Annotated in this window: 22 protein-coding genes; 15 read left to right on the top strand and 7 right to left on the bottom strand. The window is 73.1% G+C overall.

What is annotated here, in order from left to right; translation table 11 throughout:
* Window positions 1-12: 12 nt before the first annotated feature.
* From ACFC1X_RS17210 to ACFC1X_RS17230, 5 genes are all read left to right on the top strand, one after another.
* On the top strand, window positions 13-1,029 hold the full coding sequence (locus tag ACFC1X_RS17210) for an isopenicillin N synthase family dioxygenase (protein ID WP_376354257.1): 1,017 nt from the start codon (window positions 13-15) through the stop codon (window positions 1,027-1,029).
* A 266-nt stretch (window positions 1,030-1,295) separates the two neighbouring features.
* Complete coding sequence (locus ACFC1X_RS17215) at window positions 1,296-2,273, top strand: isopenicillin N synthase family dioxygenase (protein WP_376354260.1); 978 nt, start codon at window positions 1,296-1,298, stop codon at window positions 2,271-2,273.
* Window positions 2,274-2,308: 35 nt separating this feature from the next.
* On the top strand, window positions 2,309-3,070 hold the full coding sequence (locus ACFC1X_RS17220) for a class I SAM-dependent methyltransferase (RefSeq protein ID WP_376354263.1): 762 nt from the start codon (window positions 2,309-2,311) through the stop codon (window positions 3,068-3,070).
* A gap of 53 nt (window positions 3,071-3,123) precedes the next feature.
* Window positions 3,124-3,852 carry an NAD(P)-dependent oxidoreductase gene (locus tag ACFC1X_RS17225; RefSeq protein WP_376354265.1) on the top strand — a complete coding sequence of 243 codons (729 nt, stop codon included), beginning with the start codon at window positions 3,124-3,126 and terminating at the stop codon, window positions 3,850-3,852.
* 142 nt (window positions 3,853-3,994) lie between these two features.
* A complete protein-coding gene (locus tag ACFC1X_RS17230; RefSeq protein WP_376354268.1) occupies window positions 3,995-5,164 on the top strand; it encodes a hypothetical protein in 1,170 nt (389 codons plus the stop codon).
* Between the two features lie 377 nt (window positions 5,165-5,541).
* Here the strand turns inward: ACFC1X_RS17230 and ACFC1X_RS17235 are convergent, their stop codons facing one another.
* The 4 genes from ACFC1X_RS17235 to ACFC1X_RS17250 all read right to left on the bottom strand — a co-directional run bounded on the left by ACFC1X_RS17235 (window position 5,542) and on the right by ACFC1X_RS17250 (window position 10,221).
* The gene (locus ACFC1X_RS17235; RefSeq protein ID WP_376354271.1) at window positions 5,542-6,876 is read right to left on the bottom strand and encodes an FAD-dependent monooxygenase; all 1,335 of its coding nucleotides are present in this window, start codon (window positions 6,874-6,876) and stop codon (window positions 5,542-5,544) included.
* The gene (locus tag ACFC1X_RS17240) at window positions 6,873-8,510 is read right to left on the bottom strand and encodes a class I adenylate-forming enzyme family protein (protein WP_376354274.1); all 1,638 of its coding nucleotides are present in this window, start codon (window positions 8,508-8,510) and stop codon (window positions 6,873-6,875) included. Before ACFC1X_RS17240 ends, ACFC1X_RS17235 begins: the two co-directional genes overlap by 4 nt.
* 40 nt (window positions 8,511-8,550) lie before the next feature.
* On the bottom strand, window positions 8,551-9,048 hold the full coding sequence (locus ACFC1X_RS17245; RefSeq protein WP_376354277.1) for an SRPBCC family protein: 498 nt from the start codon (window positions 9,046-9,048) through the stop codon (window positions 8,551-8,553).
* A gap of 168 nt (window positions 9,049-9,216) precedes the next feature.
* Entirely contained in the window at window positions 9,217-10,221 is a 1,005-nt protein-coding gene (locus ACFC1X_RS17250; RefSeq protein WP_376354279.1) for a 3-oxoacyl-ACP synthase III family protein, read from the bottom strand.
* Between the two features lie 215 nt (window positions 10,222-10,436).
* Between ACFC1X_RS17250 and ACFC1X_RS17255 the strand changes: the two genes are divergently transcribed.
* Both ACFC1X_RS17255 and ACFC1X_RS17260 read left to right on the top strand, forming a co-directional pair.
* The gene (locus ACFC1X_RS17255) at window positions 10,437-11,438 is read left to right on the top strand and encodes an amidohydrolase family protein (protein WP_376354282.1); all 1,002 of its coding nucleotides are present in this window, start codon (window positions 10,437-10,439) and stop codon (window positions 11,436-11,438) included.
* Window positions 11,439-11,450: 12 nt separating this feature from the next.
* Window positions 11,451-12,251 (top strand): arylamine N-acetyltransferase, encoded by an 801-nt coding sequence (locus ACFC1X_RS17260; protein WP_376354285.1) that lies wholly within the window; start codon window positions 11,451-11,453, stop codon window positions 12,249-12,251.
* Between the two features lie 71 nt (window positions 12,252-12,322).
* Here the strand turns inward: ACFC1X_RS17260 and ACFC1X_RS17265 are convergent, their stop codons facing one another.
* Window positions 12,323-12,718 (bottom strand): YybH family protein, encoded by a 396-nt coding sequence (locus ACFC1X_RS17265; protein ID WP_376354288.1) that lies wholly within the window; start codon window positions 12,716-12,718, stop codon window positions 12,323-12,325.
* A 221-nt stretch (window positions 12,719-12,939) separates the two neighbouring features.
* Between ACFC1X_RS17265 and ACFC1X_RS17270 the strand changes: the two genes are divergently transcribed.
* Both ACFC1X_RS17270 and ACFC1X_RS17275 read left to right on the top strand, forming a co-directional pair.
* On the top strand, window positions 12,940-13,608 hold the full coding sequence (locus ACFC1X_RS17270; protein ID WP_376354291.1) for a flavodoxin family protein: 669 nt from the start codon (window positions 12,940-12,942) through the stop codon (window positions 13,606-13,608).
* Window positions 13,608-14,384, top strand: a complete 777-nt coding sequence (locus ACFC1X_RS17275) for a VOC family protein (RefSeq protein WP_376354294.1) — start codon at window positions 13,608-13,610, stop codon at window positions 14,382-14,384. Before ACFC1X_RS17270 ends, ACFC1X_RS17275 begins: the two co-directional genes overlap by 1 nt.
* 146 nt (window positions 14,385-14,530) lie before the next feature.
* Here ACFC1X_RS17275 and ACFC1X_RS17280 read toward each other — a convergent pair whose 3' ends face one another.
* Window positions 14,531-16,132: a carboxylesterase family protein gene (locus ACFC1X_RS17280; protein WP_376354297.1), complete on the bottom strand. Its 1,602-nt coding sequence runs from the start codon at window positions 16,130-16,132 to the stop codon at window positions 14,531-14,533.
* A gap of 268 nt (window positions 16,133-16,400) precedes the next feature.
* Between ACFC1X_RS17280 and ACFC1X_RS17285 the strand changes: the two genes are divergently transcribed.
* The 4 genes from ACFC1X_RS17285 to ACFC1X_RS17300 are packed head-to-tail and all read left to right on the top strand — an operon-like array spanning window position 16,401 to window position 21,021.
* Complete coding sequence (locus ACFC1X_RS17285) at window positions 16,401-17,609, top strand: 3-deoxy-7-phosphoheptulonate synthase (protein ID WP_376354299.1); 1,209 nt, start codon at window positions 16,401-16,403, stop codon at window positions 17,607-17,609.
* A 5-nt stretch (window positions 17,610-17,614) separates the two neighbouring features.
* Window positions 17,615-18,418, top strand: a complete 804-nt coding sequence (locus tag ACFC1X_RS17290) for a 2,3-dihydro-2,3-dihydroxybenzoate dehydrogenase (RefSeq protein WP_376354301.1) — start codon at window positions 17,615-17,617, stop codon at window positions 18,416-18,418.
* 24 nt (window positions 18,419-18,442) lie between these two features.
* Complete coding sequence (locus ACFC1X_RS17295; RefSeq protein ID WP_376354303.1) at window positions 18,443-19,126, top strand: isochorismatase family protein; 684 nt, start codon at window positions 18,443-18,445, stop codon at window positions 19,124-19,126.
* The gene (locus ACFC1X_RS17300; RefSeq protein ID WP_376354306.1) at window positions 19,123-21,021 is read left to right on the top strand and encodes an anthranilate synthase family protein; all 1,899 of its coding nucleotides are present in this window, start codon (window positions 19,123-19,125) and stop codon (window positions 21,019-21,021) included. The genes ACFC1X_RS17295 and ACFC1X_RS17300 overlap by 4 nt, the downstream gene beginning before the upstream one ends.
* 10 nt (window positions 21,022-21,031) lie before the next feature.
* Here ACFC1X_RS17300 and ACFC1X_RS17305 read toward each other — a convergent pair whose 3' ends face one another.
* On the bottom strand, window positions 21,032-22,009 hold the full coding sequence (locus ACFC1X_RS17305) for an NADPH:quinone reductase (protein WP_376354309.1): 978 nt from the start codon (window positions 22,007-22,009) through the stop codon (window positions 21,032-21,034).
* A 165-nt stretch (window positions 22,010-22,174) separates the two neighbouring features.
* On the opposite strand from ACFC1X_RS17305, the gene ACFC1X_RS17310 reads away from it, so the two are divergent.
* Both ACFC1X_RS17310 and pcaB read left to right on the top strand, forming a co-directional pair.
* Window positions 22,175-24,157: an FAD/NAD(P)-binding protein gene (locus tag ACFC1X_RS17310; RefSeq protein WP_376354542.1), complete on the top strand. Its 1,983-nt coding sequence runs from the start codon at window positions 22,175-22,177 to the stop codon at window positions 24,155-24,157.
* Complete coding sequence (gene pcaB / locus ACFC1X_RS17315) at window positions 24,154-25,548, top strand: 3-carboxy-cis,cis-muconate cycloisomerase (RefSeq protein WP_376354311.1); 1,395 nt, start codon at window positions 24,154-24,156, stop codon at window positions 25,546-25,548. Before ACFC1X_RS17310 ends, pcaB begins: the two co-directional genes overlap by 4 nt.
* Window positions 25,549-25,845: the final 297 nt, after the last annotated feature.

A 25,845-nucleotide genomic window follows, 5' to 3' on the forward strand; every position in this document is an offset into this window, starting at 1 on the left:
AAGAAAGTGGTCATGCAACGCAACCGGTCGACCGCCGCCGTCACCGACGGCTTCGTCCCCGTCATCGACCTGTCGTCGAGGAACACGCCGTCAGGCCGCCGCGCGATCGCCGAGGCCATCGACCAGGCGTGCACGGGTTCCGGGTTCTTCGTCATCGCCGGTCATGGGGTCCCGCGGGACCTCGTCGACCGCATGGTCGCCGTCACCTACGCGTTCTTCAGGCTGCCGGACCGGGAGAAGGACCTGGTGGCCCACCGGCCGGGGGTCTCCGGGTACCGCAGGTGCGGCGGTTCGACGGCCCGCAGTCTGGACCAGGAGACCCCGCCGGACCTGTGCGAGGCCTTCGCCGCGCATGTCACCGGCGAGCTGACCGACGCGGAGCGCGGCCGACTGGGCGACCAGTGGGCGACGTGGACGCTGGCCAACATCTGGCCGGAGCGGCCGGCGGGGTTCCGGGAGGTGTGGCAGGAGTACATGGCCGCGATGAGCGAGCTGGCCGACGACCTCATGCGCCTGTTCGCCCTCGCACTCCACCTCGACGAGGACTTCTTCACCGACAAGTTCGACCACCACGGCTCGTCCATCGCCGTCAACTACTACCCCCCGCAACACCAGCCCCCACTCCCCGGCCAGTACCGCCGCGGCCCCCACACCGACTTCGGCAGCCTCACCATCCTCCACCAGCAGGACGACCGCGGCGGCCTCCAAGTCCTCCAGAGCCCCGACACCTGGCGCGACGTCGCCGCCATCCCCAACAGCTTCGTCGTCAACATCGGCGACCTCATGGCCCTGTGGACCGGCGGACGCTGGGTCTCCACCATGCACCGCGTCATCAACCCCCCGCACGGCGACACCTCCTCCCGCCTCACCATCCCCTTCTTCTACCTCCCCAACCACGACGCCTCCATCGAACCGATGCGCCAGCGTCAGCGGCAACCGAGCGACTGCGACGCGCAGTTGACCGGCGGGGTGATCGCCGGGGAGTGGATGTCCTGCAAGATCCGGAAGATGTTCACCGGTACCGGGTGAACCCATGAACGGTCGGGGTCGCATCCGGTGGACCCCGACCGACCGCCACCGGCGCCTCCTGTTCCCCCGACGGACGCGCCGGTGGCGGCTCCGGCACTCCGCCTGTCCCGCCCCGTCCCGAGGAGATACGCGTACGAACCATGACGAGGTGACAGATTCACCCCCAGAGTATGGCAACGCATCATCCGCCCCTCCTAAGGTCGGGGCGGAAGACGCCGCCGGCGGAGGAACCGAGAGGAAACGCCGTGAGCAGTGATAAGTCGACCGTGACCGTGACCGATGGCTTCGTGCCGGTCATCGATCTCTCCTCCAGGGAGAGCCCGCGCGGGCGTACCGCGATCGCCGAGGCCATCGGCGGGGCGCTGCGCGGCTCGGGGTTCTTCATCATCGTCGGTCACGGGGTCCCGCAGGATCTCGTCGACCGGATGTTCACGGTGACGAACGGATTCTTCGAACTACCGGACGGACAGAAGGACCTGGTCGCCTCCCGTCCCGGCGTGTCCGGGTACCGCAGGGCCGGCGGCACGCTCGCCCGCAGTCTGGACCAGGAGACCCCGCCGGACCTGTGCGAGACGTTCGCCGCGCATGTCACCGGCGAGCTGACCGACAAGGAGCGAAGCCGGCTCGGCGACCAGTGGGCGAGCTGGACCCACCAGAACGTCTGGCCGGAGCGGCCGGCGGGGTTCCGGGAGGTGTGGCAGGAGTACATGGCCGCGATGAGCGAGCTGGCCGACGACCTCATGCGCCTGTTCGCCCTCGCACTCCACCTCGACGAGGACTTCTTCACCGACAAGTTCGACCACCACGGCTCGTCCATCGCCGTCAACTACTACCCCCCGCAACACCAGCCCCCACTCCCCGGCCAGTACCGCCGCGGCCCCCACACCGACTTCGGCAGCCTCACCATCCTCCACCAGCAGGACGACCGCGGCGGCCTCCAAGTCCTCCAGAGCCCCGACACCTGGCGCGACGTCGCCGCCATCCCCAACAGCTTCGTCGTCAACATCGGCGACCTCATGGCCCTGTGGACCGGCGGACGCTGGGTCTCCACCATGCACCGCGTCATCAACCCCCCGCACGGCGACACCTCCTCCCGCCTCACCATCCCCTTCTTCTACCTCCCCAACCACGACGCCTCCATCGAACCGATGCGGCCGTTCACGGACTCGCCCGCGATAGAACGCTTCGACACCGTGACCGTCAGCGAATGGGTTTCACGGAAGGTCCAGAAGATATTCACCTGAGCGTCCCGGCCGGCTGCGCAGAAAGGCACTGGAACATGCAGAAGAGCGTCCATCACGACCGGATCAGCGAGCAGTACCAGGCTTCCAGCACCCAGTACGACAGCGTCAAGAACCTGCCCTACGCCTTCGTGGAACGGGAGACGCTGCTCTCCGGGCTTCCGGACCTCACCGGCAAGCGGATCCTGGACGTGGCCTGCGGCACGGGATTCTATTCCCGGATGTTCAAGCGCTTCGGCGCGGAGAACGTCGTCGGCGTCGACATCGAGCAGAGCATGATCGACGTCGCCCGCTCCATCGAGGACGACCAGCCGCTGGGCATCTCCTACGAAGTGGGCGACGCCGCCGAGTTACCGGTGCTCGGCGAGTTCGACATCGTCGCCCCGATCTGGGCGTTCGTGCACGCCAAGGACACGGCCGAGTACCACGAGATGGTGGCGCGCTGCGCCGCGAACCTGGTGTCCGGCGGCACCATGGTCGCGCTGTGCTCCAACCCGGACATCGACCTGGAGCGGATGTCCGTCTATCCGCGCTACGGACTCTCCATCACGCCGAAGGAGAAGCACGGCGACCGCCAGGTCATCAGCATCGCGATGGACGTCGAACCGCGCGTCGCCTTCGACGGCTTCTTCTGGCCGGCCGGCACCACCGAGACGGCGCTGGAGAAGGCCGGGCTCGTCGACGTCCGGCGGCTGCCCAACCGCGCTCCCGGACACGTGGCAGGGCTGTCTGAGAAGGGCTACTGGGCGGACTTCGTCGCGAACCCGCCGTTCGCCCTCTACACGGCCACCAAGCCGTAGCCGGACGTACGGCCGGCATCGCAACGGCGGAACTCGCAGGACGGAGAAGGCTCTTGAAGCTCGCGGTGTTCGGAGCGAACAGTTCGACCGGGCGGCACCTCACCCGGCAGGCGCTCGACGCGGGTCACACGGTGACCGCCGTGGTGCGCCGACCCGAGGGATTCCCGCTGTCCGAGCCGGGGTTGCGGACCGTCGGCGCGGACGTGCTCGACGAGAGGGCGGTCGAGGAGGCGGTGGCCGGGCAGGACGCGGTGATCTCGATCCTGGGCGTGCCCTACCAGCGCCGCCCGGTGACCGTGCTCTCCCGCGGCATCACGCACATCACCGACGCCATGGCCGTGCACGGCGTCAAGCGGCTGGTCACGGTGACCTCGCGGCTGCTCGCCGTGCACGCACCGCGCATGACCGGGGAGAAGCCGCTCCTGGAGCGCTTCAGCTACCGCAGGGTGATCTACCCCGCCCTCACCACCCTCGGCCGCACCCTGTACGACGACATGGTGCGGATGGAGCAGATCGTGCGCGCCACGGACCTCGACTGGTCCATCGTGCGGCCGTCCGCCCTCTTCAACACCGACCGGGTCAGCGATTACCGCGTCGGTCCGCCGGAATCGCCGGGTCTTTATACGTCACGCATCGACCTGGCACATTCCCTGCTGCGTGAAGTGACCGAGGACGCCCATATCCACTCGGTATTCGCGGTGTTCACCACCGAGGGCATCCCGACCTTCGGCGACGTGGTGAAGAAGGAAGTCATGCGCATCGGTTCCTGGGATCACAAGTAGGCTTCAGGTCATGTCTGGTTGACCGGATGGCGACACCACCCATGGCGGGTGGTGTCGCCGTCCGTGCGTTGTGAGAATCTGAATTGGCGCGACAAAGGCCCGCCGTACACCCGAAGGAGAGCACCAAGGGGGAGATGGACCGGTGCACAAGGTTTCGCACCTCTCAGCATTTCTGGAGAATCTGAACTGGTCGCCCGAGCGGCTGGCGCGGGAAATAAACCGGCGGTACGGCGAGGGCACCGTCAGCCTGAAAGCTCCGTACGGCTGGGCCAAAGGCGCGTATCCGCGCGGGCAGGTGCCCCGCTTCGTCGCCTCGATACTCTCCGAGCAGCTGGGCAGAGCGATCGATATCAGTCAGATATGGCCGCAGCGTTTTCCGGACGCCCGGAGCGGTGGGGCCGGTCCGGGGCTCGGGGCTCCGTGGTCCGAGCAGCAGGTCGACCGCATCCTCGGGCTCCTTCTCGACCAGGAGGAGCACGGCACCGGGGAGTTGACGCAGTCGGCCGAGCCGGTGCCCGGCCCGGTCCTGGTCTCGCTCGCGGTCGACTGGCTCACCGCGGACACCACCTTGACGACCGCGCGCTCGGAGGGGCCCGAGCTGTCCGCGGGCATGGTCGACGTCCTGACCGACCGGATCGCCCGGCTGCGCAGGCTGGGTTCCGCGCAGAACGGGGCGCTGATCACGCAGTGGGTGGTGCACGAGCTGCGCTGGGCTCGGCAGGTCAGCGGCACTGCCGCCTACGAGGCGCCGATCGGCCGGCGGCTGTACGGCGCGATCGGGGAACTGGCTCAGCTCGCCGGCTGGCTGGCCGAGGGCCGGGGGCACTACGTGGAGGGGCAGCAGTACCTCCTGGCGGCCCTGCACGCGTCCGGGCTCGCGGGCGACCGCGATCTCGGGGTGTACGTCCTGTCCTGTCTCAGCTACCACCTGACGAAGTACGGCAGCGGCCGGGACGCACTGCGGCTCGTCAAACTCGCCGACATCGGCATGGAGAACGCCCGGCCCGGCGTCCAGCGTTCACTGGAGGCCACCCGCGAGGCATGCGCCCGCGTCGCGTCCGGCGAGGAGCCGGGCAGCACCGACCGGGACGGCGCGGCGGTGCACCGGATCGGGCTGGCGGAACTGATCGCCTCGGCCCTGCTGCGCCCGGACGACGAGGGTCCGTCGCCGCAGCCGGCCACGCCCGCTCGCCGCCCGGTCGCCGTGGCGAGCGGCCCCACGAGCCCGCCCTCGGGCTACGTGGGCTGCTGCGGCGAGGAAACCCGCACCGGCAACAACCCCGGGGGCACGGCCGGCAGCCCGGCCGCCTAGGACATGGCGCCGTGCGGGGCGTAGGGCGAGTCGGCGGTCAGGGCGAGGGGGCGGCCGCCCGACGCGCGGGTGCCGTCCGGCGCCGTCCCGGGCACCCGCCGAACGCCACCGACCGGACCGGGCCGGGCAGCCGGACGGCGAGTACGGCGCGGCACCGGCCCCGTCCGGAGGCCGTACGGCATCGCTGCCAGACCGGGCCGGGACGGCCGCCCGGACTGCGGGGGCGAGCGGCCGGGCGGCACATCCGGCCGTCCGTCGGGCGCGCCGGCCGAGTCGAGTACCTGCGCGGCGGATCGAACCCGGGGTCGTGCAGCGTCGGCTGTCAGGCAGGGCCGGGACGGCCGCCCGGACCGCGGGGGCCGGTCGGCGCGATGCGGTCACCCGTGGCGTGAGTGCCGTTCGGGGTGGCCCGGAGGGCCTGCGTGCGGGGGCCGTTGGGGAGCCGTGCGGCCGTCGGGCGAGTGAGGGGCGTCCGGAACCGTCGCGGCGGCGCCGCCGGGCGGTGTGGATGGTTCCTCGTCCGGATCGACCGGGAGCGTGGCGGCGAAGTTCCGGGCGCCGTGCAGCCAGGACACGTAGTCGTGCAGGTCGGTCGCCGTCAATGCGGTCAGCGCCGTGTCGCGGCGGGTCGCAGCCGGGCCCCGGGCGTGCCAGAGCGCGACGCTGTCCCGGGCGAGCCGGTGCACCCGCGCGGTGCGCTCCCGGCGGACCCGGTTGTAGCGGCGCAGCCGCGAGGCGAACCAGCGCGCCGGGCAGTCCAGCAGGTCGCCGAGGACCACCGCGTCCTCCAGGGCCATGCACGCGCCCTGCGCCGCGTAGTGCAGCATCGGGTGCGCGGCGTCGCCGAGCAGGGCGACCCGGCCGTCGGTCCACACGTCCACCGGTGCACGGTCGACCAGGACCCACGCCTTCCAGTCCGTACCCAGCTCCAGCAGCCGCCGTGCGGGGGCGCACAGCATGGCGAACTGCTCGCGCACCTCGCTCGCCGGCACCGCCCGGCCGGAGAAGGTCCCGGCCGGCCGGTTCTCCACGCTGGGCGCCAGGTTGAGCAGCCGGCCGCCGGCGATCGGGTAGTGCACGACGTGCCGCCCGGGGCCCGCCCACCACGTCACCGACGGGTGGCGCAGCTCGGACGGCACGCGCTCCATGGGCACCGTCGACCGGTAGACGGTGATGCCCGCGCTGCGCGGCGCGCCGTCCCCGACCAGCTGGGCGCGTACGGCGGAGTGCAGTCCGTCGGCGCCGACGAGGGCGTCCGCGAGGACCGTCCCCCCGCGGGCGAGCAGGACGCGCACGCCCTGCTCGACGTGCTCGTAGCCGGTGACCGCCGAGGACGGGCGCAGGTCGATCAGCCCGTTGTCCCGGCAGGCGTGCAGCAGCAGCCGGTACAGCTCGCCACGGTGCACGACCACGTAGGCGTGGTGGAAGCGGGCGCGGTACCGCTCGTCCAGCGGCATCCCGGTGACGTACCGGCCGGAGAGGCCGTCCATGAAGCGCAGTTCCCCGACGGGGACGGCGATCCGGCGGACCCGCGCGGCCAGTCCGAGCCGGTGCAGGGCGTGCATGCCGTTGGGGGCGAGCTGGATGCCCGCGCCTAGTTCGGTGAACGCGTCGCCGCGCTCGCACAGCACGACGCGGTGCCCGCGGGCGGCGACGGCGAGTGCCGCGGCCAGGCCGCCGATGCCGCCGCCGGCGATGGCGACGGTCGTCATGCCGGTGCCCCGGCCGGTCCCCCACCGGGACCGCCGCCCGGCCACCCGGGGCCGCCGTCCGCTGCCTCGCCGAGAGCGCCGCCCGCGTCGAGCAGCCGTGCCAGTTCCAGCCGTTTGATCTTGACGGTGGCCGTCTGCGGCAGATCCGCCTGCCGCCACTGCACGGGGGCGGCCATCTCCGGGAGGTCCGCCACCGCCGCTCGCCATGCCGCCCGGTCCAGTGGGCGGTCGCTCCTGGTGCACACCACCGGCCGGGGCGGCCCGTCGGCCGACGGGATGATCACCACCTCCGACACCTCGCTCAGCCGGGAGAACACACGGTCCTCCACCGCCAGCGTGCTGCCGAAGCCGGGTATCTCGTCCACCTCCCGGTCCATCAGGTGCAGACAGCCCCAGCGCGTGCGGTAGCCGACGTCGCCCATGCGCCACCAGCGGCCGTCGGCCTGCCGCTCGAAGCGGTCCGGCTCGCCCAGGTAGGTGCGGACCCGGCCGTCGCTGCTGACCTCGATGAACCCCGGCGCGGACGGGCCCGGTCGCTTGCCGTCCCGGCCGACCACCCGGACCGCGGTCATCCCCGGGAACGGGATGCCCACGCAGCGCCCGTCGGCCTCCGGGGAGCGGTGCCTTCCGTAGGAGCGGGCCACGGTCGGGCCGACCTCGCTCTGCCCGTAGATCTGGCCGAACCGGGGGGAGCGCCGGCGGGACGCGCCGATCAGGGTGCGCACCGTACGCGGGTGCAGCGCGTCGAACGTGCTGCTGAAGAACTTGACGTTGGCCAGCGGAGCGAGCGGGTCGCGGGCGAGTTCCTCCCAGCTCATGTAGGTGTTCGGGTGGGCTTCCAGGACGGCCGGGCGCAGTCGGGCGAACAGCCGTGCCACCCGCTGCGCGTCGGCGTCGGCGAGCACCGCGACCGGGAAGCCGCGCAGCAGGGCGATGGCCAGCGCGGTGAACAGGCGCGAGTGCACGAAGGAGACGTGGATGGCGACCGGTTCGCGCCGCCGCATCAGGGCGGTGGACCAGGACTGGGGCCGGTAGCGGGCTTCGAGGCTGAAGGCGGTGTGGACGGCCAGCTTCGGCAGGCCGGTGGTGCCGGAGGTGTGTGTCACCAGCGTCGGGTGCTCGGTCGGCAGTTCCAGGGCGGGGACGCGCGGGACGCCCGCCAGGTCGTCCAGGGCCGTGGCGCCTTCGTGGGCGCCGGCGGCCAGCAGGACCCGGCGGCTGAGGGTGAGGACGGTGGCGGGCAGCGAGCCGGTCAGCTTCGCCGCGTCGGTGATCAGGTACGGGCGGTCGACCCGGCGCAGCAGGGCCGCGACGGTGTCGCCGTCCAGGTGCGGCGACAGCAGGACCGGGACCGCGCCGATCCGGGTGGCCGCGATGGCGAGCAAGGTGATGTCGAAGGAGTTGCTCTTGTGAATCACCGTATGGTCGCCGGGCCGCAGTCCGGCGCGCCAGAGCCGGGAGGCGAGGTCGCTCACCAGGTCGGCGACGTCCGTCATCGTCAGGCTCCGGCCGCGGTCCGGCGCGATGTCCAGGTCGTGATCGAGGAGCAGGACGTTCGTCGGATACCGGGCTGCCGCCCGGTCGAACAGGGTGCCCAGCCTCATGCCGCGATTGCCTATGCGCTGGAGAATCATGCGTCGGTCTCGATCTCCTCGTAGGGACGCGAGCGCGGGGTCACGCGCTCTCGATGACCTGCTTCAGACGTCCGACGGTGGCGGACATGTCGGTGAACAGCTTGGCCTCCCATTCCTGGAAGAACCGCTTCTTCTCGTCGTCGGGCATCTCGGCGGTGATGCCCTGGATTCCTTCGGTGGCGGCGCCCATCCGGAAATAATGCGTGAGGGCGGTGCCGTTCGCTGCGGGGCGCAGGGTGAATCCCCAGACGCTGTCCTGGGTCCGGCCGGCCTCCGTCCGCATCGCCCAGGCGAAGCCGTGGGGCGGTTCGGCCGTCACGACCTCGGCCGTCGTGGTCCAGGTGCCGCGCACCACGGGGGCCCAGGCCACCACGTCGACGCGCCGGAAGTTGTGGCCGCGGAACACCGAGCCGCGCGCGCCGGGCTCACCGTCGATCCATTCTCCTCCGACGCATTCCTCGCTCCACTGGTGGCTGCGCGGAAGGTCGCTGACCACCGAGTAGACGAAGTCGACGGCGGCGGCGACGTGTGTTTCCACACTGACCTCGAAAAGGGGTTCCCTGTCGTTTCCCGGATTCTCTGACCGATTCACTGACCGATTCACTGACGGATTCATCGACGGCCCGTTTCCCTGTGCTTTCCGATGAGACACCGACATGCTCACCGGGTCCTCGCCACCCCGGCAACGGGACACCTGGCGAATTCGTCAGGTCCATTCGACGAGGGCCAGTCCGGCCGCCATGCCCCCGCCGAATCCGGCGAGCAGCACCAGGTCGCCGGGGGCGAAGCGGCCGGCCGCCCGGTCCAGGGTGACGGGGACGGACGCCGCCCCGGTGTTTCCGTACCGCCGCACGGTCGTGTGGGTGTACGCGGGTGCGAATCCGAGGTCCGTCGCGAGAGCCTCGATCATCCGGCCGTTGGCCTGGTGGGGCACGAAGTGCACGGGCCGGTCGCGGCCCGGCAGGTGGGTGTCCAGGAAAGAGCGGATCAGCGGCCCGACCCGGCTGTGGACGAAGCGCCGGACCGCCGGGCCGTCCATGGTGAAGTAGTGCAGGCCCTGTTCGACGGAGTCGGCCGAGGCGGGGATGACCGATCCGCCCGCCGGGACCCGGATCAGGCCGCGTTCCTCGGGGAAGGTGGCGAGCCGGGTGGCGAGCACTCCGGCGCCCGTGGTGGGGCCGAGGACCACCGCCCCGGCGCCGTCCCCGAAGAGCACGACGGTCCGCCGGTCGCCGGGGTCCAGGGTGCGGGAGTAGATGTCGGCGCCGACGACCACGGCGTGCCCCCCGGTGCCGCGGATCATGCGCTCCGCCGCGGTCAGGGCGAACACGAAGCCGCTGCACACCGCGTTGAGGTCGAAGGCGGGCGTGCCCGCCGGCGCCCCGAGCCCGGCCGCGACCGCGGCGGCGGTGGGCGGCTGGGGCGAGTCCGGCGTCGACGTGGCCACCAGGACCAGCGCGATCTCCTCGGCGCGCACCCCGGCGTCGTCGAGGGCGGCACGCGCGGCCATCGCCGCGAGATCCGACGTGGACTCGTCCGCCTTCGCCCAGCGGCGTTCACGGATCAGGGTCTTGCCGGCGATCCACTCGTCCGTCACCCCGGCCCGCGCCCCCACCTCGTCGTTGCCGACGACACGTCCGGGAAGGCAGGATCCGGTGCCGAGAACGCCGATCGTCTCCGCGTCGGGGACGGCTGCTGCGGGACTGGCCATGATGACTCGTTTCGGGTCGTCCGGTACGACAGCTCTGTTCCGGAACCTAACCGGCGACGCCGTCCCGCCCCCAGGAATTGCGGCGGGGAATGTCACCTCCGCCGAAGGTGACAGACTTCCCCGGCACCGCGTCGACGGTCTCCGCGGGGAAACGTAGCGTGGGGTGCCGAAATGCCCGTCCGTCCGGACAAGGGACCATGGACAGGGGACCATGCATGGGGACCAGCAATTCGGCATCGGCCCGCCCGCCTTGGGAAAACGCCGTCGACGTGCACCACCACATCCTCCCGGAATTCTATGTGTCAGAACTCAGGAAACTCGGGTTCGCGTCCACGCTGCCCGGGGTCGACCGGCCGGAATGGCGGGTGGAGACCAGCCTGTCGATGATGGACGCGCAGGGCATCCGGGCGGCGGTGGTCAACGTGTGGCCCGGGGTGCCGGCCGTGGACGCCGTCACCGGTGCCCGGTTCGCGCGCCGCGTCAACGAGTTCCTCGCGGGGCTCGTCGCCGCGCACCCCGGCCGGCTCGGCGCCTTCGCCGTACTGCCGCTGCCGCACGTGGACGCCGCGCTGGAGGAACTCGCCTACAGCATGGACGTCCTGGGCCTGGACGGGGTCGGCCTGGTCACCAACTACGGCGGGGTGTACGCCGGGGACCCGTCGCTGGAGGCGTTCCACGCCGAGGCCGCCCGGCGGGGCACCCCGCTGTTCGTGCATCCGACGGCGCCGCCCGTCGACCAGCCGACGTTCGGGCTGCCCGTCTCGCTGTGCGAGTTCCCCTTCGAGACGGTGCGGGTGGCGGCCCAGCTCCTGTACAACCGCACCCTGGAGCGGCACCCCGGGCTGCGGGTGATCCTGTCCCACGGCGGGGGCGGCGTCGCCTACTACGCCGCGCGGCTCGCCTGCGGTCCGCTGATCCGCGCCGACCTGGCGGAGCGGCTGCCCGACGATCCCCTCGCCAGTCTGCGCCGGCTCTACGGCGACACCGCCATGATCGGCGACCCGTACGCCTTCGGCTCGGTGCGCTCCTTCGCCACGGCGGACCGCGTCCTGGTCGGTACGGACTTCCCGTTCATGCCGGAGTCGTTCGGGGCGGCCAACGGCCGCTACATCGTGGAGAACGGTGGGTTCTCGCCCGAGGAGCTGGTGCGCATCGAGTCCGGCAACGCCCTGGACCTCTTCCCCCGATTGACCCGTCGATTGGCCGAACACCGATAGAAGGGACGTCAGTTGCTCTCCGAGACCATGGTCACCGCGTATCTGGACCGCATCTCCGCCCAGCGCCCCGCCCGCGCCGATCTGGCGTCACTGCGCACCCTGCAGATGCGCCATCTGCTCTCCGTGCCCTTCGAGAACCTGGGGTACCACCTGGGCGAGGAGATCCACATGGACGAGCGCGTCGTCCCGAAGATCGTCCAGGAGCGGCGCGGCGGCGGCTGCTACGAGGTCAACCCCGCCCTGTCCTTCCTGCTCCGCGGCCTCGGGTACGAGGTCTCCCTGATGCCCGGCCGCGTCTGGATCAAGGGCGAGCTGACGGCACCGCTGTGCCATCTCGCCCTCAAGGTCCGGGCGGACGGGCAGGACTGGCTGGTCGATGTCGGGTTCGGCCGCAACAGCCGCTACCCGCTGTCGCTGGAGTCGGACGCCGTGCAGGAGGATCCGCACGGCGCCTTCCGGCTCACCCCCGCCGACGACGGCGGCGTCGACGTGCGATCGGGCGACGCGCTCCAGTACCGGGTGTACGACGTGCCGTGCGCCGTCTCCGACTTCGGGCCCACCCTGTGGTGGTACCGCACGGCACCCGACTCACCGTTCCTGCAGAACCTGTTCTGTTCGCTGCCAACCGAGAACGGCCGGATCACGCTCAAGGAGGACCAGCTCACGCATGTCGTGGGCGGTGAGCGGGAGAGCCGGCGGCTGTCCGGCGAGGCGGAGATCCGCGAGGCGTACGACAAATGGTTCGGGATCAGGCTGGAGCGGCTGCCGGTGAAGGCGGCCGGGGGCGCCTCCGTACCGATGTCGTTCGACTGATCGAGGGACAAGCAGAACGCCGGGGCCTCCCGGCCGTCCGGGGCCGCGAACCGCCCCGGACGGCCGGGAGGTCACGCCGTTCCTGAGGGGTTGGAGATCAGATACCGCCAGCGCCCGTCCGGGCCCCGGCGGGCGACGTCCGTGGCGGTGCCCTCGGTGTGCACATGGCCGCCGTCCGGCCCGGCGCCGTCGTGGACGTAGTCGTTGATCAGCAGGGCGGTGTCGCCCACCACGTAGACCTGGCGCAGCGACACGGTGATCGGGACCCGGTCGCGCACCACGTCCGGCAGTGCCGCCCGTCTCGGTGCCCCCGCGGACATCCGGCCGGGCCGCATCACATGCCCCGCCTCCGGTTCGAAGAGGTCCTGAAGCAGGTCGAGGTCGCGCGCGTTGAAGGCGTCGGCGAAGACATACGGGAGATCGGCCGCGTCGGCGGGCGGCCCGGCGCTCGCGAAGGTGTCGGACATGACGTCGAGTACAACAGCCGGAGGTGTCGGCGGGCACCGCACCGGACGGATGTCTGTCAGCTTCGCCGGGGCCGGGAAAAGACGGCCGGGCAAAGGCAATTGCCGGTCCCGACCTGACAGATCGCGCGGACGGACATGGCCGCGCCGTCTTTCCGAAAGCCATGCTGCGGAGGGAATGCGCGCCCTGAAAGAATGAGATCGGTCGGCGAGGAGTGTGTCCCTTGACCCACATCACCATTGTGTTCCATTCCCGGAGCGGAAACACCTATCAGCTCGTGGAAAAGGCGGCGAAGACGGCGCTGGACGCCGGTGCCGAGGTACGCGTGCGCAAGGCACCCGACCTCCCCGACCCGATGATCCTCGACCGGGCCGCCCACGCCGAACTGGCGGCGGCCACCGAGGACGTGCCGGACGCCTCCCTGGACGACCTCGTCTGGGCGGACGCCATCATGATCGGCACGCCGGTGCACTACGGGCTGCCCGCGCCGCAGATCCTCAACTTCATCGACCACACCGGGCCGGTCGCCATCCCCGGCAGGCTGATGGACAAGGCCGTGTCCGCCTTCGCCTCGGGGTCGATGCCGCACGCGGGCCAGCAGGCGGCGATCCTCGCCCTGCACAACGCGTTCTGCCACTGGGGTGCCGTAATCGTGCCGAACGGTTCGGCCGCCGCGGTGCTGCACCGGCCGGGCAACGGGGCGCCCTACGGCACCGGCACGATCTCGCGGCACCAGGCCAACAGCGTCACCGAGGACAACTTCGGCGCGATCGAGTACCAGACGCTGCGCACCCTCCAGGTGGCAGGGGCCCTCACCCGGGGGCTGCGCCCCGAACCGAAGATCACCATGGTGAGCGACGAGCGGCTGCGCACCTTCGGCCTGGACATCTGATGCGTCTGGGCAGGACGGTGCGCGACACCCCGTGGCCGCACGGTTCGCCGTGCTGGGTGGAGGTGCGGCTCGGCGATCCGACACGGGCCGGCGCCTTCTACGGGGAGCTGTTCGGCTGGACGTTCTTCGACCACGGCCCGGACTACGACCACTATCTGACCGCCCGGCTGGACGGCCGCGCGGTCGCGGACATCGGCCCGCGGCCGTCCGAAGAGGCGGCCGGGGAGGCACCGGCGTGGCTGGTGTGCCTCGCGGTGGACGACGCCGAGGCCGCGGCGGACGCCGTCCTCAAGGCCGGGGGCGGGCTGCTGCTGCCGCCGTGCGACGTGGGGACGCACGGACGGTTCGCCGTCGCCGCCGACCCCGCGGGCGCGGAGTTCGCCGTCTGGCAGGCCGGCGAGTACCTCGGCGCCGAGATCGCCGGCGTGGCCGGGTCCGTGGTGCGGTACCACTGCCTGAGCACGGACGTCGAGGCGTCCCAGGGCTTCTACGCCGATGTCTTCGGGCATACCGTGCGGGGCGCCGGTGACGGCGGTGTCGTCCTCGAACTCGACGGGCGTCCGGTGGCGGGCCTCGGGGAGCCGCCCGCCGGGGTGCCGTCGCACTGGACGGTCGCCTTCGGTGTCGCCGACACCGACGCCGCGGTGGCGCGGGTCGTCGCCTTGGGCGGCTCGTTGCGTGCGAGCCCCTGCGACACGCTCGACGGGCGGTGCGCTCGGGTCGCCGACGAGCAGGGGACGCCGTTCGAGCTGCTCGCGGTCGGCGGCGCGGGCTGACGCGGGCGGCGCGGGGCGACCGGCAGGGGCCGGGCCGGCGGTGCCGGCCCGGCCCTCGCGTGCGGACGCCGGCATACGTGGTCGTTCTGTCTACGTCCTGCCCAGGTGCTGCCTTATGCACTGCCTACGTACTGCCTGCGTACTGCCTACGTGCGCGGATGCCAGCCGGCCGTGTCCCAGAACCGCAGTTGGTCCGCCTTCGGCAGCGCGCCGACCCGGGGCCCCGCGGGCTCGCCGAGGCACATCACGTCGGCGCGGTCGGGGGTGAACCGGTGCCAGTCGGGGGCGAGTCGGCTGCGCGGCACGCCGTCGCGCGCGAACGACGCGACCAGGTCGACGAGGGTCGCTGAGACCCGCCGCTCCAGCGGGCCGTCACCGAAGGTCCGGCGATGGTGCTCGGTGCCGTGGGTGCCGAAGAGGAACGGCGCGGTCGCCTCGTGCGGGGTGCCGATCCCGGGCGGGCGCACGGGATAGGCGAAGTGCAGGAGGTACCGAGGCGCCTCGCTCTCCCGCGCACCCCGCTCGGCCAGGCGGACGACCTGGTGCCGGAACAGGCTGTCCCCGACGATCTCCGTGTACAGGGAGAACGGGTCGCTCGGCCGCCCCTCCTCGCGGGCCAGGGCGCGGTAGTACCGGACGGCCTCCTCCGCGACGTCCCGCGAGACGCCGGGCCGCCCTTTGCGGAGGTGGGCGTGGACCACGCTGCGCAGGGCGCTCCCGTCGGCGGGGGGCGGATGGACCCCCGCCGTGTGGAACGAGCCCTCCGTCGCCGTGACGACGCACAGCACCGGCAGGTCGGGGACGGGCCGGTGGACGTCGTACGCGGGCATCAGGTCACCGTCGATCACGGGCCCGCGGTAGCAGCGGCCGGACGGTACCGGGTGGCCGTCGGGAGTGGCCGCGAAGTAGTCCTCCCAGGCGGCCAGCAGCTTGCCGGCGTCCACGGTCCGCAGACCGGGGACGTCGACGCCGAGCCGGTCCGCGAGGGCGTCGAACGCCGTGCGCGCGTCGTCGGGGTCCAGGCAGTAGGCCGGTGCCCACACATGCCCGGCGCTGATCGGGACGATCCGGCGGATCGCGCCCCGCAGCCGGGGCAGCAGGGCGAGCTGCCAGACACTGGAGCCGCCCGCGGACGTACCGCACAGGGTGATGTTCTCCGGGTCACCGCCGAAGCCCGCGACGGTGGAGCGCACCCACTCCACGAGGGCGATCTGGTCCTGGAGCCCCCAGTTGGCGCAGCGCCCGGTGTCCGGGTCGGCGAGCTGCTCGTGCCGTCCGAACCCCAGGGGGCCGAGGCGGTAGTTGCCGGTGACGACGACCAGGTCGCCGCGGGCGGCGAGCCGGGTGCCGTCGAGGGTGGGACTGCTGCCGCCGCCGACCTCCCAGCCTCCGCCGTGCAGATAGACCAGAACCGGCCGGCGGCCGTGCAGGTCCGGCGTCCAGACGTTGGCGTATCCGGCGTCCTCGGCGGTCGCGGGCACCGGTGCCGGTGCGGTGACCGGGGAGAGGCGACGGCGCTGGAGGAAGGCCGGGGGCGGGTCGAGCGCCTGCCGGGTCCCGGTCCACGGCGGGTGCGGACGCGGCGAGGCGAAGCGCAGGGCGCCGACGGGGGGCGCCATGAACGGCACCCCGAGAAACGCCGCGATCCGCCCGTCCGGGCCGGTGCTCGTTCCGCGCAGTGCGCCGGCGGCGGTGTGGGCCACCGGCGCCGGTGACCGGGTTTCCTCCGTGTCCTCCGTGTACCCCATCGCACCACGGTGGCAGCCCTCCGGACCGTGGGCCAAAATGCTTCCGCGGCATCTGTCAAGTACCCATAACTGACAGACTTCCGCCGACCTGACGAACCGGTCCACCGCGCCTTGGGCCGCCTCTCCCACTGGGGTGAGGGTGGTGGCGTACGCCCCACTCATTTCGGGTCACCGTTCGAATGACATCCGACATCGGGGCGAACTTTCCGATCATTCGCGATCGTCTCGGATCGCCAGGCGCAGGCTGGAGTCGGCGTTGACCAGTGACATGGTGTCAATTCCGCTGGAGAAGGCGGGACAGCAGCCGGAGTGGGCGGACCGGTCGCGGGTGCGCTGCGCGCGGGAAACCCTGGCCGGGCGGCCCGGACTCGTCGACGCGGCCGACGTACGAGTACTGCGGGCGGAGCTGGCGCAGGTCAGCGCCGGGGCGGCCGAGGTGGTACAGGCCGGCGACTGCGCCGAGGACCCGGCGGAGTGCACGGCGTACGACGTCGCCCGCAAGGTCGGCGTACTCGACCTGCTCGCCGACGCGATGCGGCGGGCCGAGGGCCGCCCGGTGCTGCGCGCGGGCCGGATCGCGGGCCAGTTCGCCAAGCCCCGGTCGCGGCTGACCGAGCGTGTCGGGGACCGTCAACTGCCTGTTTTTCGCGGCCACTTGGTCAACGGCCCGGCACCGGATATCCCTGCACGAACCCCGGACCCGCTGCGTCTGGTCACGGGCTACATGGCCGCCGCCGACATCATGGCCCACCTGGGCTGGGGCCGCGCCGACCTGCCGTCCCACCCGGTATGGACCAGCCACGAGGCACTCATCCTGGACTACGAACTGCCCCTGCTGCGCCGCACGCCCGGCGGCGGGCTGCTGCTGGCGTCCACGCACTGGCCGTGGATCGGGGAACGCACCCGCCGGGTCGACGGCCCGCACGTCGCCCTGCTCGCGCAGGTGCTCAACCCCGTCGCGGTCAAGGTGGGGCCGGGCATGGGCCGGGACGAACTCCTTGCCCTGTGCGAGGTGCTGGACCCCGAGCGCCGGCCCGGGAGGCTGACCCTCATCGTCCGGATGGGCGCCGGCACGGTGACCGAGCGGCTGCCGGCGCTGGTGCGCGCGGTGGCCGCGGCCGGGCATCCGGTGGTGTGGCTGGTCGACCCCATGCACGGCAACACCGTCGTCACCCGCGACGGACGCAAGACCCGCTATGTGCGCACCCTCCAGCGGGAGGTCCGGGAGTTCCGCGCCGTACTGGCCGAGGCCGGGGCGCACCCCGGCGGCGTTCATCTGGAGACGACACCGGACCGGGTGACCGAGTGCGTCACCGACGCCTGGGAGGCCGGCCTGGCCGGCACCGTCTACACGAGCTTCTGCGATCCCCGGCTCACCGCCGAACAGGCGCTGGAGGTGCTGACCGCGTGGACCGGCACCGGCCCACCGGTCCGGGCGGCCGAGGCGGCCGTGACGGGACAGGCGACAGGAGGGTGACCACCATGACCGCAGGGGCCATGAACGCGGGGACCGCTCCGACGGGCGGGGTGGCGCTCGTCACCGGTGCCGCGGGAGGCATCGGCCGGGCCGTGGTCCGGGCCCTGGCCGAGCAGGGCACGGCCGTGGCGGCCGTCGACCGCGACGGCGACGCACTGCGCCGGGCCACCGCCGAACTGACCGCAGCGGGCCTGCCCGTGACGGCCCACCCCGCCGACGTCACCGACGCAGACGCGGTGCTGGCCACGGTCGCGGCGGTCGAGGAGCGGCTGGGACCAGTGGAGTACCTGGTCAACGCGGCGGGGCTGCTGCGTATGGGCGAGGTCCGCGAACTGAGCGGACGGGACTGGGCGGAGATGTTCGCGGTCAACTGCGGCGGGGTCTTCCACGTGTCCCGTGCCGTGGTGGAGCGGATGGTGCCGCGCGGGCGGGGCGCGATCGTCACGGTCGCCTCGAACGCCGCCGCCACGCCCCGGGCGGGGATGGCCGGATACGCCGCGTCCAAGGCGGCGGCCTCCATGTTCACCAAGTCGCTGGGCCTGGAGGTCGCCCGCCACGGCATCCGCTGCAACGTCGTGGCGCCCGGGTCGACCGAGACCCCGATGCTGTGGTCCATGTGGCAGGACGACAGCGGACGCGCCCGCACCGTGGACGGCAGCGGCGCCGACTTCCGGGTGGGCATCCCGCTGGGCCGCATCGCCCGGCCCGAGGACATCGCCGCCGCGGTGCTGTTCCTGCTGTCGGAGCAGGCCGGGCACATCACGCTGCACGGCCTCACCGTCGACGGCGGCGCGTCGCTCGGCGCCTGAGCGGAACCGAGAGGAGACCTGACCATGCCCGGGATTCCCGCCATCGCCGCGTACCCGATGCCCGGCGGGCACGACCTGCCGGCCAACACCGCGCGCTGGACCGTGCGCGCCGACCGTGCCGTCCTGCTGGTGCACGACATGCAGCGCTACTTCCTGCGCCCAATCGCCGACAGCCAGCGCGCGGAGCTGATCGGCAACGTCGCCCTGCTGCGGGAGGGCTGCGAACGCCAGGGCATTCCCGTGGCGTTCACGGCGCAGCCCGGCAGCATGACCCGCGAGCAGCGCGGCCTGCTGATGGACTTCTGGGGTCCGGGCATGCGCCTGGACGCCGAGGACCGGGCCGTGACCGGCGAACTGGCGCCGCGCCCGCGCGACTGGGCACTCACCAAGTGGCGCTACAGCGCCTTCTTCCGTTCCGGTCTGCTGGCCCGGATGCGCGCCGAGGGCCGTGACCAGCTGATCCTGTGCGGGGTCTACGCCCACATCGGGGTCCTCGCCACCGCCGTCGACGCCTTCACCCAGGACATCCAGACCTTCCTGGTGGCCGACGCCGTCGCCGACTTCTCCGCCGAGGAGCACCGGCTCGCCCTCGCCTACGCCGCCCGCCGCTGCGCGGTGGTGGCGACCACCCGGGGCCTGCCCGCCGCCGGCGGCGTCCCGCTCATCGGGACAGGCGCTCCGGCGCCCGCGCGGAGGCCGACCGCATGAGCGCCGAGGAGACGGCCGCCCACGCGCTGCTGGACCGGATACTCGCCCCCGACCCTCCTCCGTTCGCCCTGCTCTACCGGCCGACCGCCACCGGCGCCGACCGGGTGGACGTCCTCACCGGCCCGGTCGGCGCGGTGGACCGCGTCGCCGACCTGCCGGTGCCCGAGTCGCCTCGGGGGCCCGCCGGGGCGGACGTACTGGCGCTGCTGCCCTACCGGCAGCTGGCGGAACGGGGCTTCCCCGCACCGGACGACGGACGGCCGCTGCTCGCCATGACGGTGCGTCAACAGGCCGTGCTGGACCGGGCCGTCCTGCTGGACCGCGTCCCCGACGTGGCCATCCGGCTGACGGACGAGCACTTCGACATCGACGACGCGGCGTACGCGGACCTGGTACGGCGCGTCCTCGCCGACGAGATCGCCAGGGGCGAGGGCGCGAACTTCGTCATCAAACGCCGTTTCCTCGCCGACGTCACCGACTACACGCCGGCCACGGCACTCGCGCTCTTCCGCCGTCTGCTGGCCCGCGAGTCCGGCGTCTACTGGACGTTCGTGGTCCACACCGGCGAGCGCACCCTGGTCGGCGCGACGCCCGAGCGGCACGTGAGCCTGCGCGACGGGACCGCCATGATGAACCCGATCAGCGGCACCTACCGCTACCCCGTCTCCGGGCCGACCCTGTCGGGGGTGATGGACTTCCTCGGCGACCGCAAGGAGACGTACGAGCTGTTCATGGTCGTGGACGAGGAACTGAAGATGATGGCCCGGGTCTGCGACAGCGGCGTGCGCGTGACGGGGCCGTTCCTCAAGGAGATGGCCCGCCTCGCGCACACCGAGTACCTGATCGAGGGACGCACCGAGCGCGACGTACGGGAGATCCTGCACACCACGCTGTACGCGCCGACCGTCACCGGCAGTCCGCTGGAGAGCGCGAGCCGGGTCATCAACCGGTACGAGCCGCAGGGGCGCGGCTACTACAGCGGCGTGATCGCGCTCATCGGCCGGGACGGTCACGGTCGGCGCACCCTGGACTCGTCGATCCTGATCCGCACCGCCGAGATCGACTCCCGGGGTCGGATGGCGATCGGGGTGGGCGCCACCCTGGTGCACGATTCCGACCCGGACGCCGAGGTGGCGGAGACCCGGGCGAAGGCGACGGGGCTGCTCACCGCGCTGCGGGCGGCGCCGCAGGAGGCGCTGGGCCGGCATCCGTCGGTGCGGTCGGCGCTGCTGGCCCGCAACGCGGGCATCGCCCGGTTCTGGCTGGACGGGCCGCGACCCGCCGACGCGGCACGGCCGGAGCTGCCGGGGCGGCGGGTGCTGGTCGTCGACGCCGAAGACACGTTCACCTCGATGATCGCCCATCAGCTGCGGTCGGTCGGCCCGGAGGTCACCGTGCGCCGCTTCGACGATCCTTACTCCTTCGCGGAGTACGACCTCGTCGTCCTGGGCCCCGGCCCCGGCGACCCGCTGCGCCTCACCGAGCCGCGGATCGCCCATCTGCACGCCGCCGTCAACCGGTTGCTCGCCGAGCGCCGGCCGTTCCTGGCCGTGTGCCTGAGCCACCAGGTGCTCAGCCATCGACTCGGCCTGGACGTGCGGCGGCGTGCCGCACCGCACCAGGGGGTGCAGCGGGCCATCGACCTCTTCGGCCGCCCGGAACGCGTCGGCTTCTACAACAGCTTCGCCGCGCACAGCGCGTCCGACCGGCTGAACACCCCGGACGCCGGGGACGTGGAGGTCTCCCGGGACGCCGCCACCGGCGAGGTGCACGCGCTGCGCGGCACGTACTTCGCCTCAGTGCAGTTCCACGCCGAGTCGGTGCTCACCCAGGACGGCGTACGTATCCTCGGCACCCTGCTGGCCGGGGTCCTGCCGCACCCCGTGCGGCCGTGAGCCCGGCCGCTCAGCGCGCGGTCAGCACCACGCGGGTCCCGCGCAGTTCGCCCGCCTCCAGCATCCGGTGGGCCTCCGCGGTCGCGCTCAGCGGCAGGGTCCGCACCTGCCGCGGGCGCAGCCGGCCCTCGGTGAGCAGGCCGTTGACGCGGTGCGCCGCCTCGGCGAGTTCGGCGGCCGGGGCGCCGGTGATGGCGAAGCCGACCACGGAGCGGTCCTGCACGTACAGCGGCCCGGCCGGCAGCACGGGCCGGGTGTGCAGCCCGGCGAGCAGGACGATCCGGCCGCGCCGGGCCAGCAGGCCGACGGCCGTGGCGAGGTCGTTGACGCCCGCCGCGTCCGCGTAGAGGTCGACGCCGTCGGGGCAGGCACGGGCCAGCGCGGCGCCGATGTCGCCGGACGTGCGGTCGACGACCACGTCGGCACCCAGCGCCCGGCAGTACGCGGTGTCGCGTTCCCGGGCGACGGCGACCACCCGGGCGCCCGCCCCGGCCGCGACGGCCACCATGGCGGCGCCGACGTTGCCGGCCGCCCCGATCACCACCACGGTCGCCCCGGCGCGCAGCCCGCCGTGCGTAACCAGGCCGAGGTGGGCGGTGGCGGCGGGGTGCAGCAGGGCCACCGCCGCCGCGGGGTCCACACCGTCCGGCAGCGGGTAGAGCCGCTCGGCGGGCACGACCGCGCGTTCGGCCGCCGCGCCCTGGCGCCCGCCGTGGCCGAGGCTGTTGCACCACACCCGCTGTCCGGGCTCGAAGCCCGTCACCCGCTCCCCCAGGGCGGCGACCCGGCCGACCAGATCGCGGCCCACCACGAACGGGAAGTCCACGGGCGTGGCGACCGCGCCGGACCGGATGAAGGTGTCGACGTGGTTGGCCGTCGTCACCTCGACGTCCACGAGCACGTCGCCGGCGCCCGGCCGGGGGTCCGGCAGTTCGCCGAACCGGATGGACGCGGCGGGACCGAACTCGTCGATGTAGGCAGCGCGCATGACCGGCATTCTTCAGCCGCGGCGGGGCCGCGGCCCGCGAGTCGCCCGACCGGCCCCGGAGTGTGTCAACTCCGGGTGCGCACAAGGCGGTGGACGGGACGCACTTGACTGATCGGTCGGCCCGTCGTTGCCCGTGCGGGGGCAGCGGCCCACGATCGAAGCGTGCTGAACGCCACCGCGCACGAGATCGCCGTTGTCGGCGCGGGCCCCCGCGGGCTCGCCGTCCTGGAGAGGCTGTGCGCCCACGAGCGGGCGCGGCCCTCGCACCGCCGGGTGGTCGTCCATGTCGTCGACGACGCCGCACCGGGCGCCGGCGCGGTCTGGCGCACCGACCAGTCCCGGCACCTGCTGGCCAACACCGTCGCCAGTCAGATCACCGTCTACTCCGACGCGGCGTCCCGTATCGGCGGTCCCGTGGAGCCCGGACCGAGCCTGTACGAGTGGGCGGCGGCCCTCGCCGACGCCGCGCGGGACGGTGCCGGCGGTGCCGCGTACGAAGCCGCCACGCTGGCGGAGGCGCGGTCGCTGACACCTGACTCCTATCCCACACGGGCCCTGTGCGGGCGCTACTTCGCCGAGTGCTTCCGGCGGACGCGGGACGGCGCTCCCGGCCATGTCGAGATCCGGCTCCACCGGTCCCGGGCCGTGGCCATGGCCGACACCCACGGCCGGCCGGGCGGACCGCAGGGCATCCGCCTGGCCGACGGCACGCGGCTGAACCACCTGGACGCCGTCGTCCTCGCCCAGGGGCACCTGCCGACCCGGCCGACGGCGCGCGAGGAGCGCACCGCGAGCCTGTCCCGGATCAACCACCTGACCTACGTCCCGCCCGCCAACCCCGCGGACGCCGACCTCGACGGCATCCCGGGCGGGCAGCCGGTCCTGCTGCGGGGCCTCGGGCTGTGCTTCTTCGACTACCTCGCCCTGTTCACCCTGGGCCGCGGCGGCCGGTTCGACCGCGTCGGCGACGGACTGGTGTACCGGCCGAGCGGCGAGGAGCCCCTCCTCCACGCCACTTCCCGGCGTGGAGTGCCCTTCCACGCCAGGGGCCGGAACGAGAAGGGGCCGCACGGGCGTCATCTGCCGCGGCTGCTCACGCCCGGCCGGGTGGGCGCCCTGCGCTCCCGCTCCGGCGGCGCGGCGACGCCGCTGTCCTTCACCGGGGACCTGTGGCCGCTCATCGCGCGCGAGGTGGAGACGGTCTACTACGAGACGCTGCTGGCGCGCCGCGGGCCGGCCGGCGTCGGCGCGGAGTTCGCCGCGCGTTACCTGGCCTGCGCCGGGGCGGCGGAGTGCGGTGCCGTGCTGGACGCCTACCGGGTCCCGGTGGCCGAGCGGTGGGACTGGGCCGCGCTCGCCGACCCCGCGCGGCAGTGTCGCCACGCCGACCGCGACTCCTTCCGGGCCTGGCTGCTCGCCCGGCTGCGCGACGACGTCCGGCACGCGCGCGAGGGCAACGTGAGCGGCCCGGTCAAGGCCGCCCTGGACGTCCTGCGCGACCTGCGCAACGAGGTGCGGCTCGCGGTGGAGCACGGGGGCCTGGACGGGGCGTCGCACCGCGACGAGCTGGAGCGCTGGTACACGCCGCTCAACGCCTTCCTGTCCATCGGCCCGCCGCCGCGCCGGATCGAGGAGATGATCGCGCTGATCGACGCCGGGATCCTGGACCTCACCGGCCCGGACACCCGGATCAGGATCGACACCCGTCGGCGCTGCTTCGTGGCCGACTCCGACACCGTCCCGGGGCCGGCCGTCCGGGCCCGGGTCCTGATCGAGGCCCGGCTGCCCGAACCCGACCTGCGGCGCACCGCCGACCCGCTGCTGCGGCACCTGCTGAACACCGAGGCGTGCGCCCCGTACCGCATCCGCGCCGCGGGTGACCGCGCCTACGAGACCGGTGGGCTGGCGGTGACCGGGCGGCCGTACCGGCTGGTCGACGCGCAGGGGCGGGCGCACCCGAGGCGCTTCGCCTACGGCGTCCCGACCGAGTCGGTGCACTGGGTGACGGCGGCCGGCATCCGGCCCGGAGTGGACTCGGTGACCGTCGCCGACGCCGACGCGATCGCCCGCGCCGCCCTGGACCTCGGCCCCAGCGTCGTGGACGACGGCGGGCCGGCGGCGGACACCCGCGTCGAGGTCGTCGTATGACGGCGAACGCCGCCGGGCGGAGCGGCGATCCGGCCCTGCTGGACGCCGGGCTGCTGTCCCCCGTGCGGGCGGGAACTCCCGTGGAGCGGGCCGTGTCCGACGTGGCGTGGCTCCAGGCGATGCTGAACGCCGAAGCCGCGCTGGCCCGCGCGCAGGCGGCGGTCGGTGCGATACCGGCGTCGGCGGCGCGGGCCGTCGGCGACGCGGCCCGAGCCGACCGGCTGGACCTGCGGCTGCTGGCCGTCCAGGCGCGGGAGAGCGCCAACCCGGTCGTCGCCCTCGTTCGGGAGCTGACCCGGGTGGTGGCCGCCGCGGACCCGGACGCCGCCGCGTACGTGCACCACGGTTCGACCAGCCAGGACATCTTCGACACTGCGGCGATGCTGGTCGCCCGTGACGCCCTGCGCCTGCTCCGCGCCGACCTGGCGCGCGTCGCCGAGGCGCTCGCCGGCCTCGCCCGGGAGCACCGCGGCACCGTGCTCGCCGGCCGCACCCTGGCCCTGCACGCCGTGCCCACCACCTTTGGGCTCAAGGCGGCCGGCTGGCGGCAGCTGGTGCTCGACAGCAGCGCCCGGGTGGCCGCCGTCCTGGCGTCCCTGCCCGTCTCCCTGGGCGGCGCCGCGGGGACCCTCGCGGGGTACGGCGAGCCCGGCGCCGGCACCGGTCGCCTGGTGGCGGCGTTCGCGGCGGAGACCGGGCTGCGCGCGCCGGTGCTGCCCTGGCACACGCTGCGCACACCGGTCGCCGACCTCGCCGCGGCGCTGGCGCACACCGCCGGGGCCCTCGGGAAGATCGCGGTCGACGTGCAGTCGCTGGCCCGCACGGAGGTCGGTGAGGTCGCCGAGCCCCATGTGCCCGGCCGGGGCGGCTCCTCGGCCATGCCGCAGAAACGCAACCCGGTGCTGACCACTCTGATCCGCAGCGCCGCGCTCCAGGTGCCCGCGCTGACCGCCGTACTGACCCAGTGCCTACTCGCGGAGGACGAACGCCCGGCCGGCGTGTGGCACGCGGAGTGGCTGCCGTTGCGCGAGTGCCTCCGGCTGACGGGCGGCGCCGCGCACACGGCGGTGGAACTGGCCGAGGGGCTGGTGGTGCGGCCGGACCGGATGCGCGTCAATCTCGCGCTGACCGGGGGTCGGATCGTCGCCGAGCGCCTGGTGGCCGCGTTCGCCCCGCTGCTGGGCCGGGCCGCCGCGCGGGAGCTGCTCGACCGGGCCACCGGGGCGGCGGAGCGGCACGGCCGGCCACTGGCCCGGCAGCTCGGCGCCGAGCCGGAGCTGGCCGGCCGGGTCACGGCGGCGGAGCTGACCCGGCTGTGCGACGCCGCCGGTTACCTCGGCGCCGCGCCGGACCTGGTGCAGCGGTCGCTCGGGCCGGACACCGACGCCTGAGGACGCCGGCCGCCCGCGGGTCAGCATCCGGGGTGACGCCGCTGACCAAACTGACCTTGCTCATGACCAGCTGACCGGTGGAGGAACTTGCGCCGCGCGGGCGCGCTGGGTTTGAATCTTAAAAGTTCTACGGGACTAGTTCGACCGTCGCGAATGCGAAGACACGAACCAAGGGGGAAGCAATGCAGGAGCTACGGAAGCCACGGGGGCTGACCGCACCGTCTCTCCTCCGTATCGTCCCAGGGATTTTCACCTCGGGCAGAAACGACTGATATTCCTCAAGTCGACGGTTCGACC

This window comes from Streptomyces sp. NPDC056128 (assembly GCF_042263835.1).
Classification (GTDB): Bacteria; Actinomycetota; Actinomycetes; order Streptomycetales; family Streptomycetaceae; genus Streptomyces.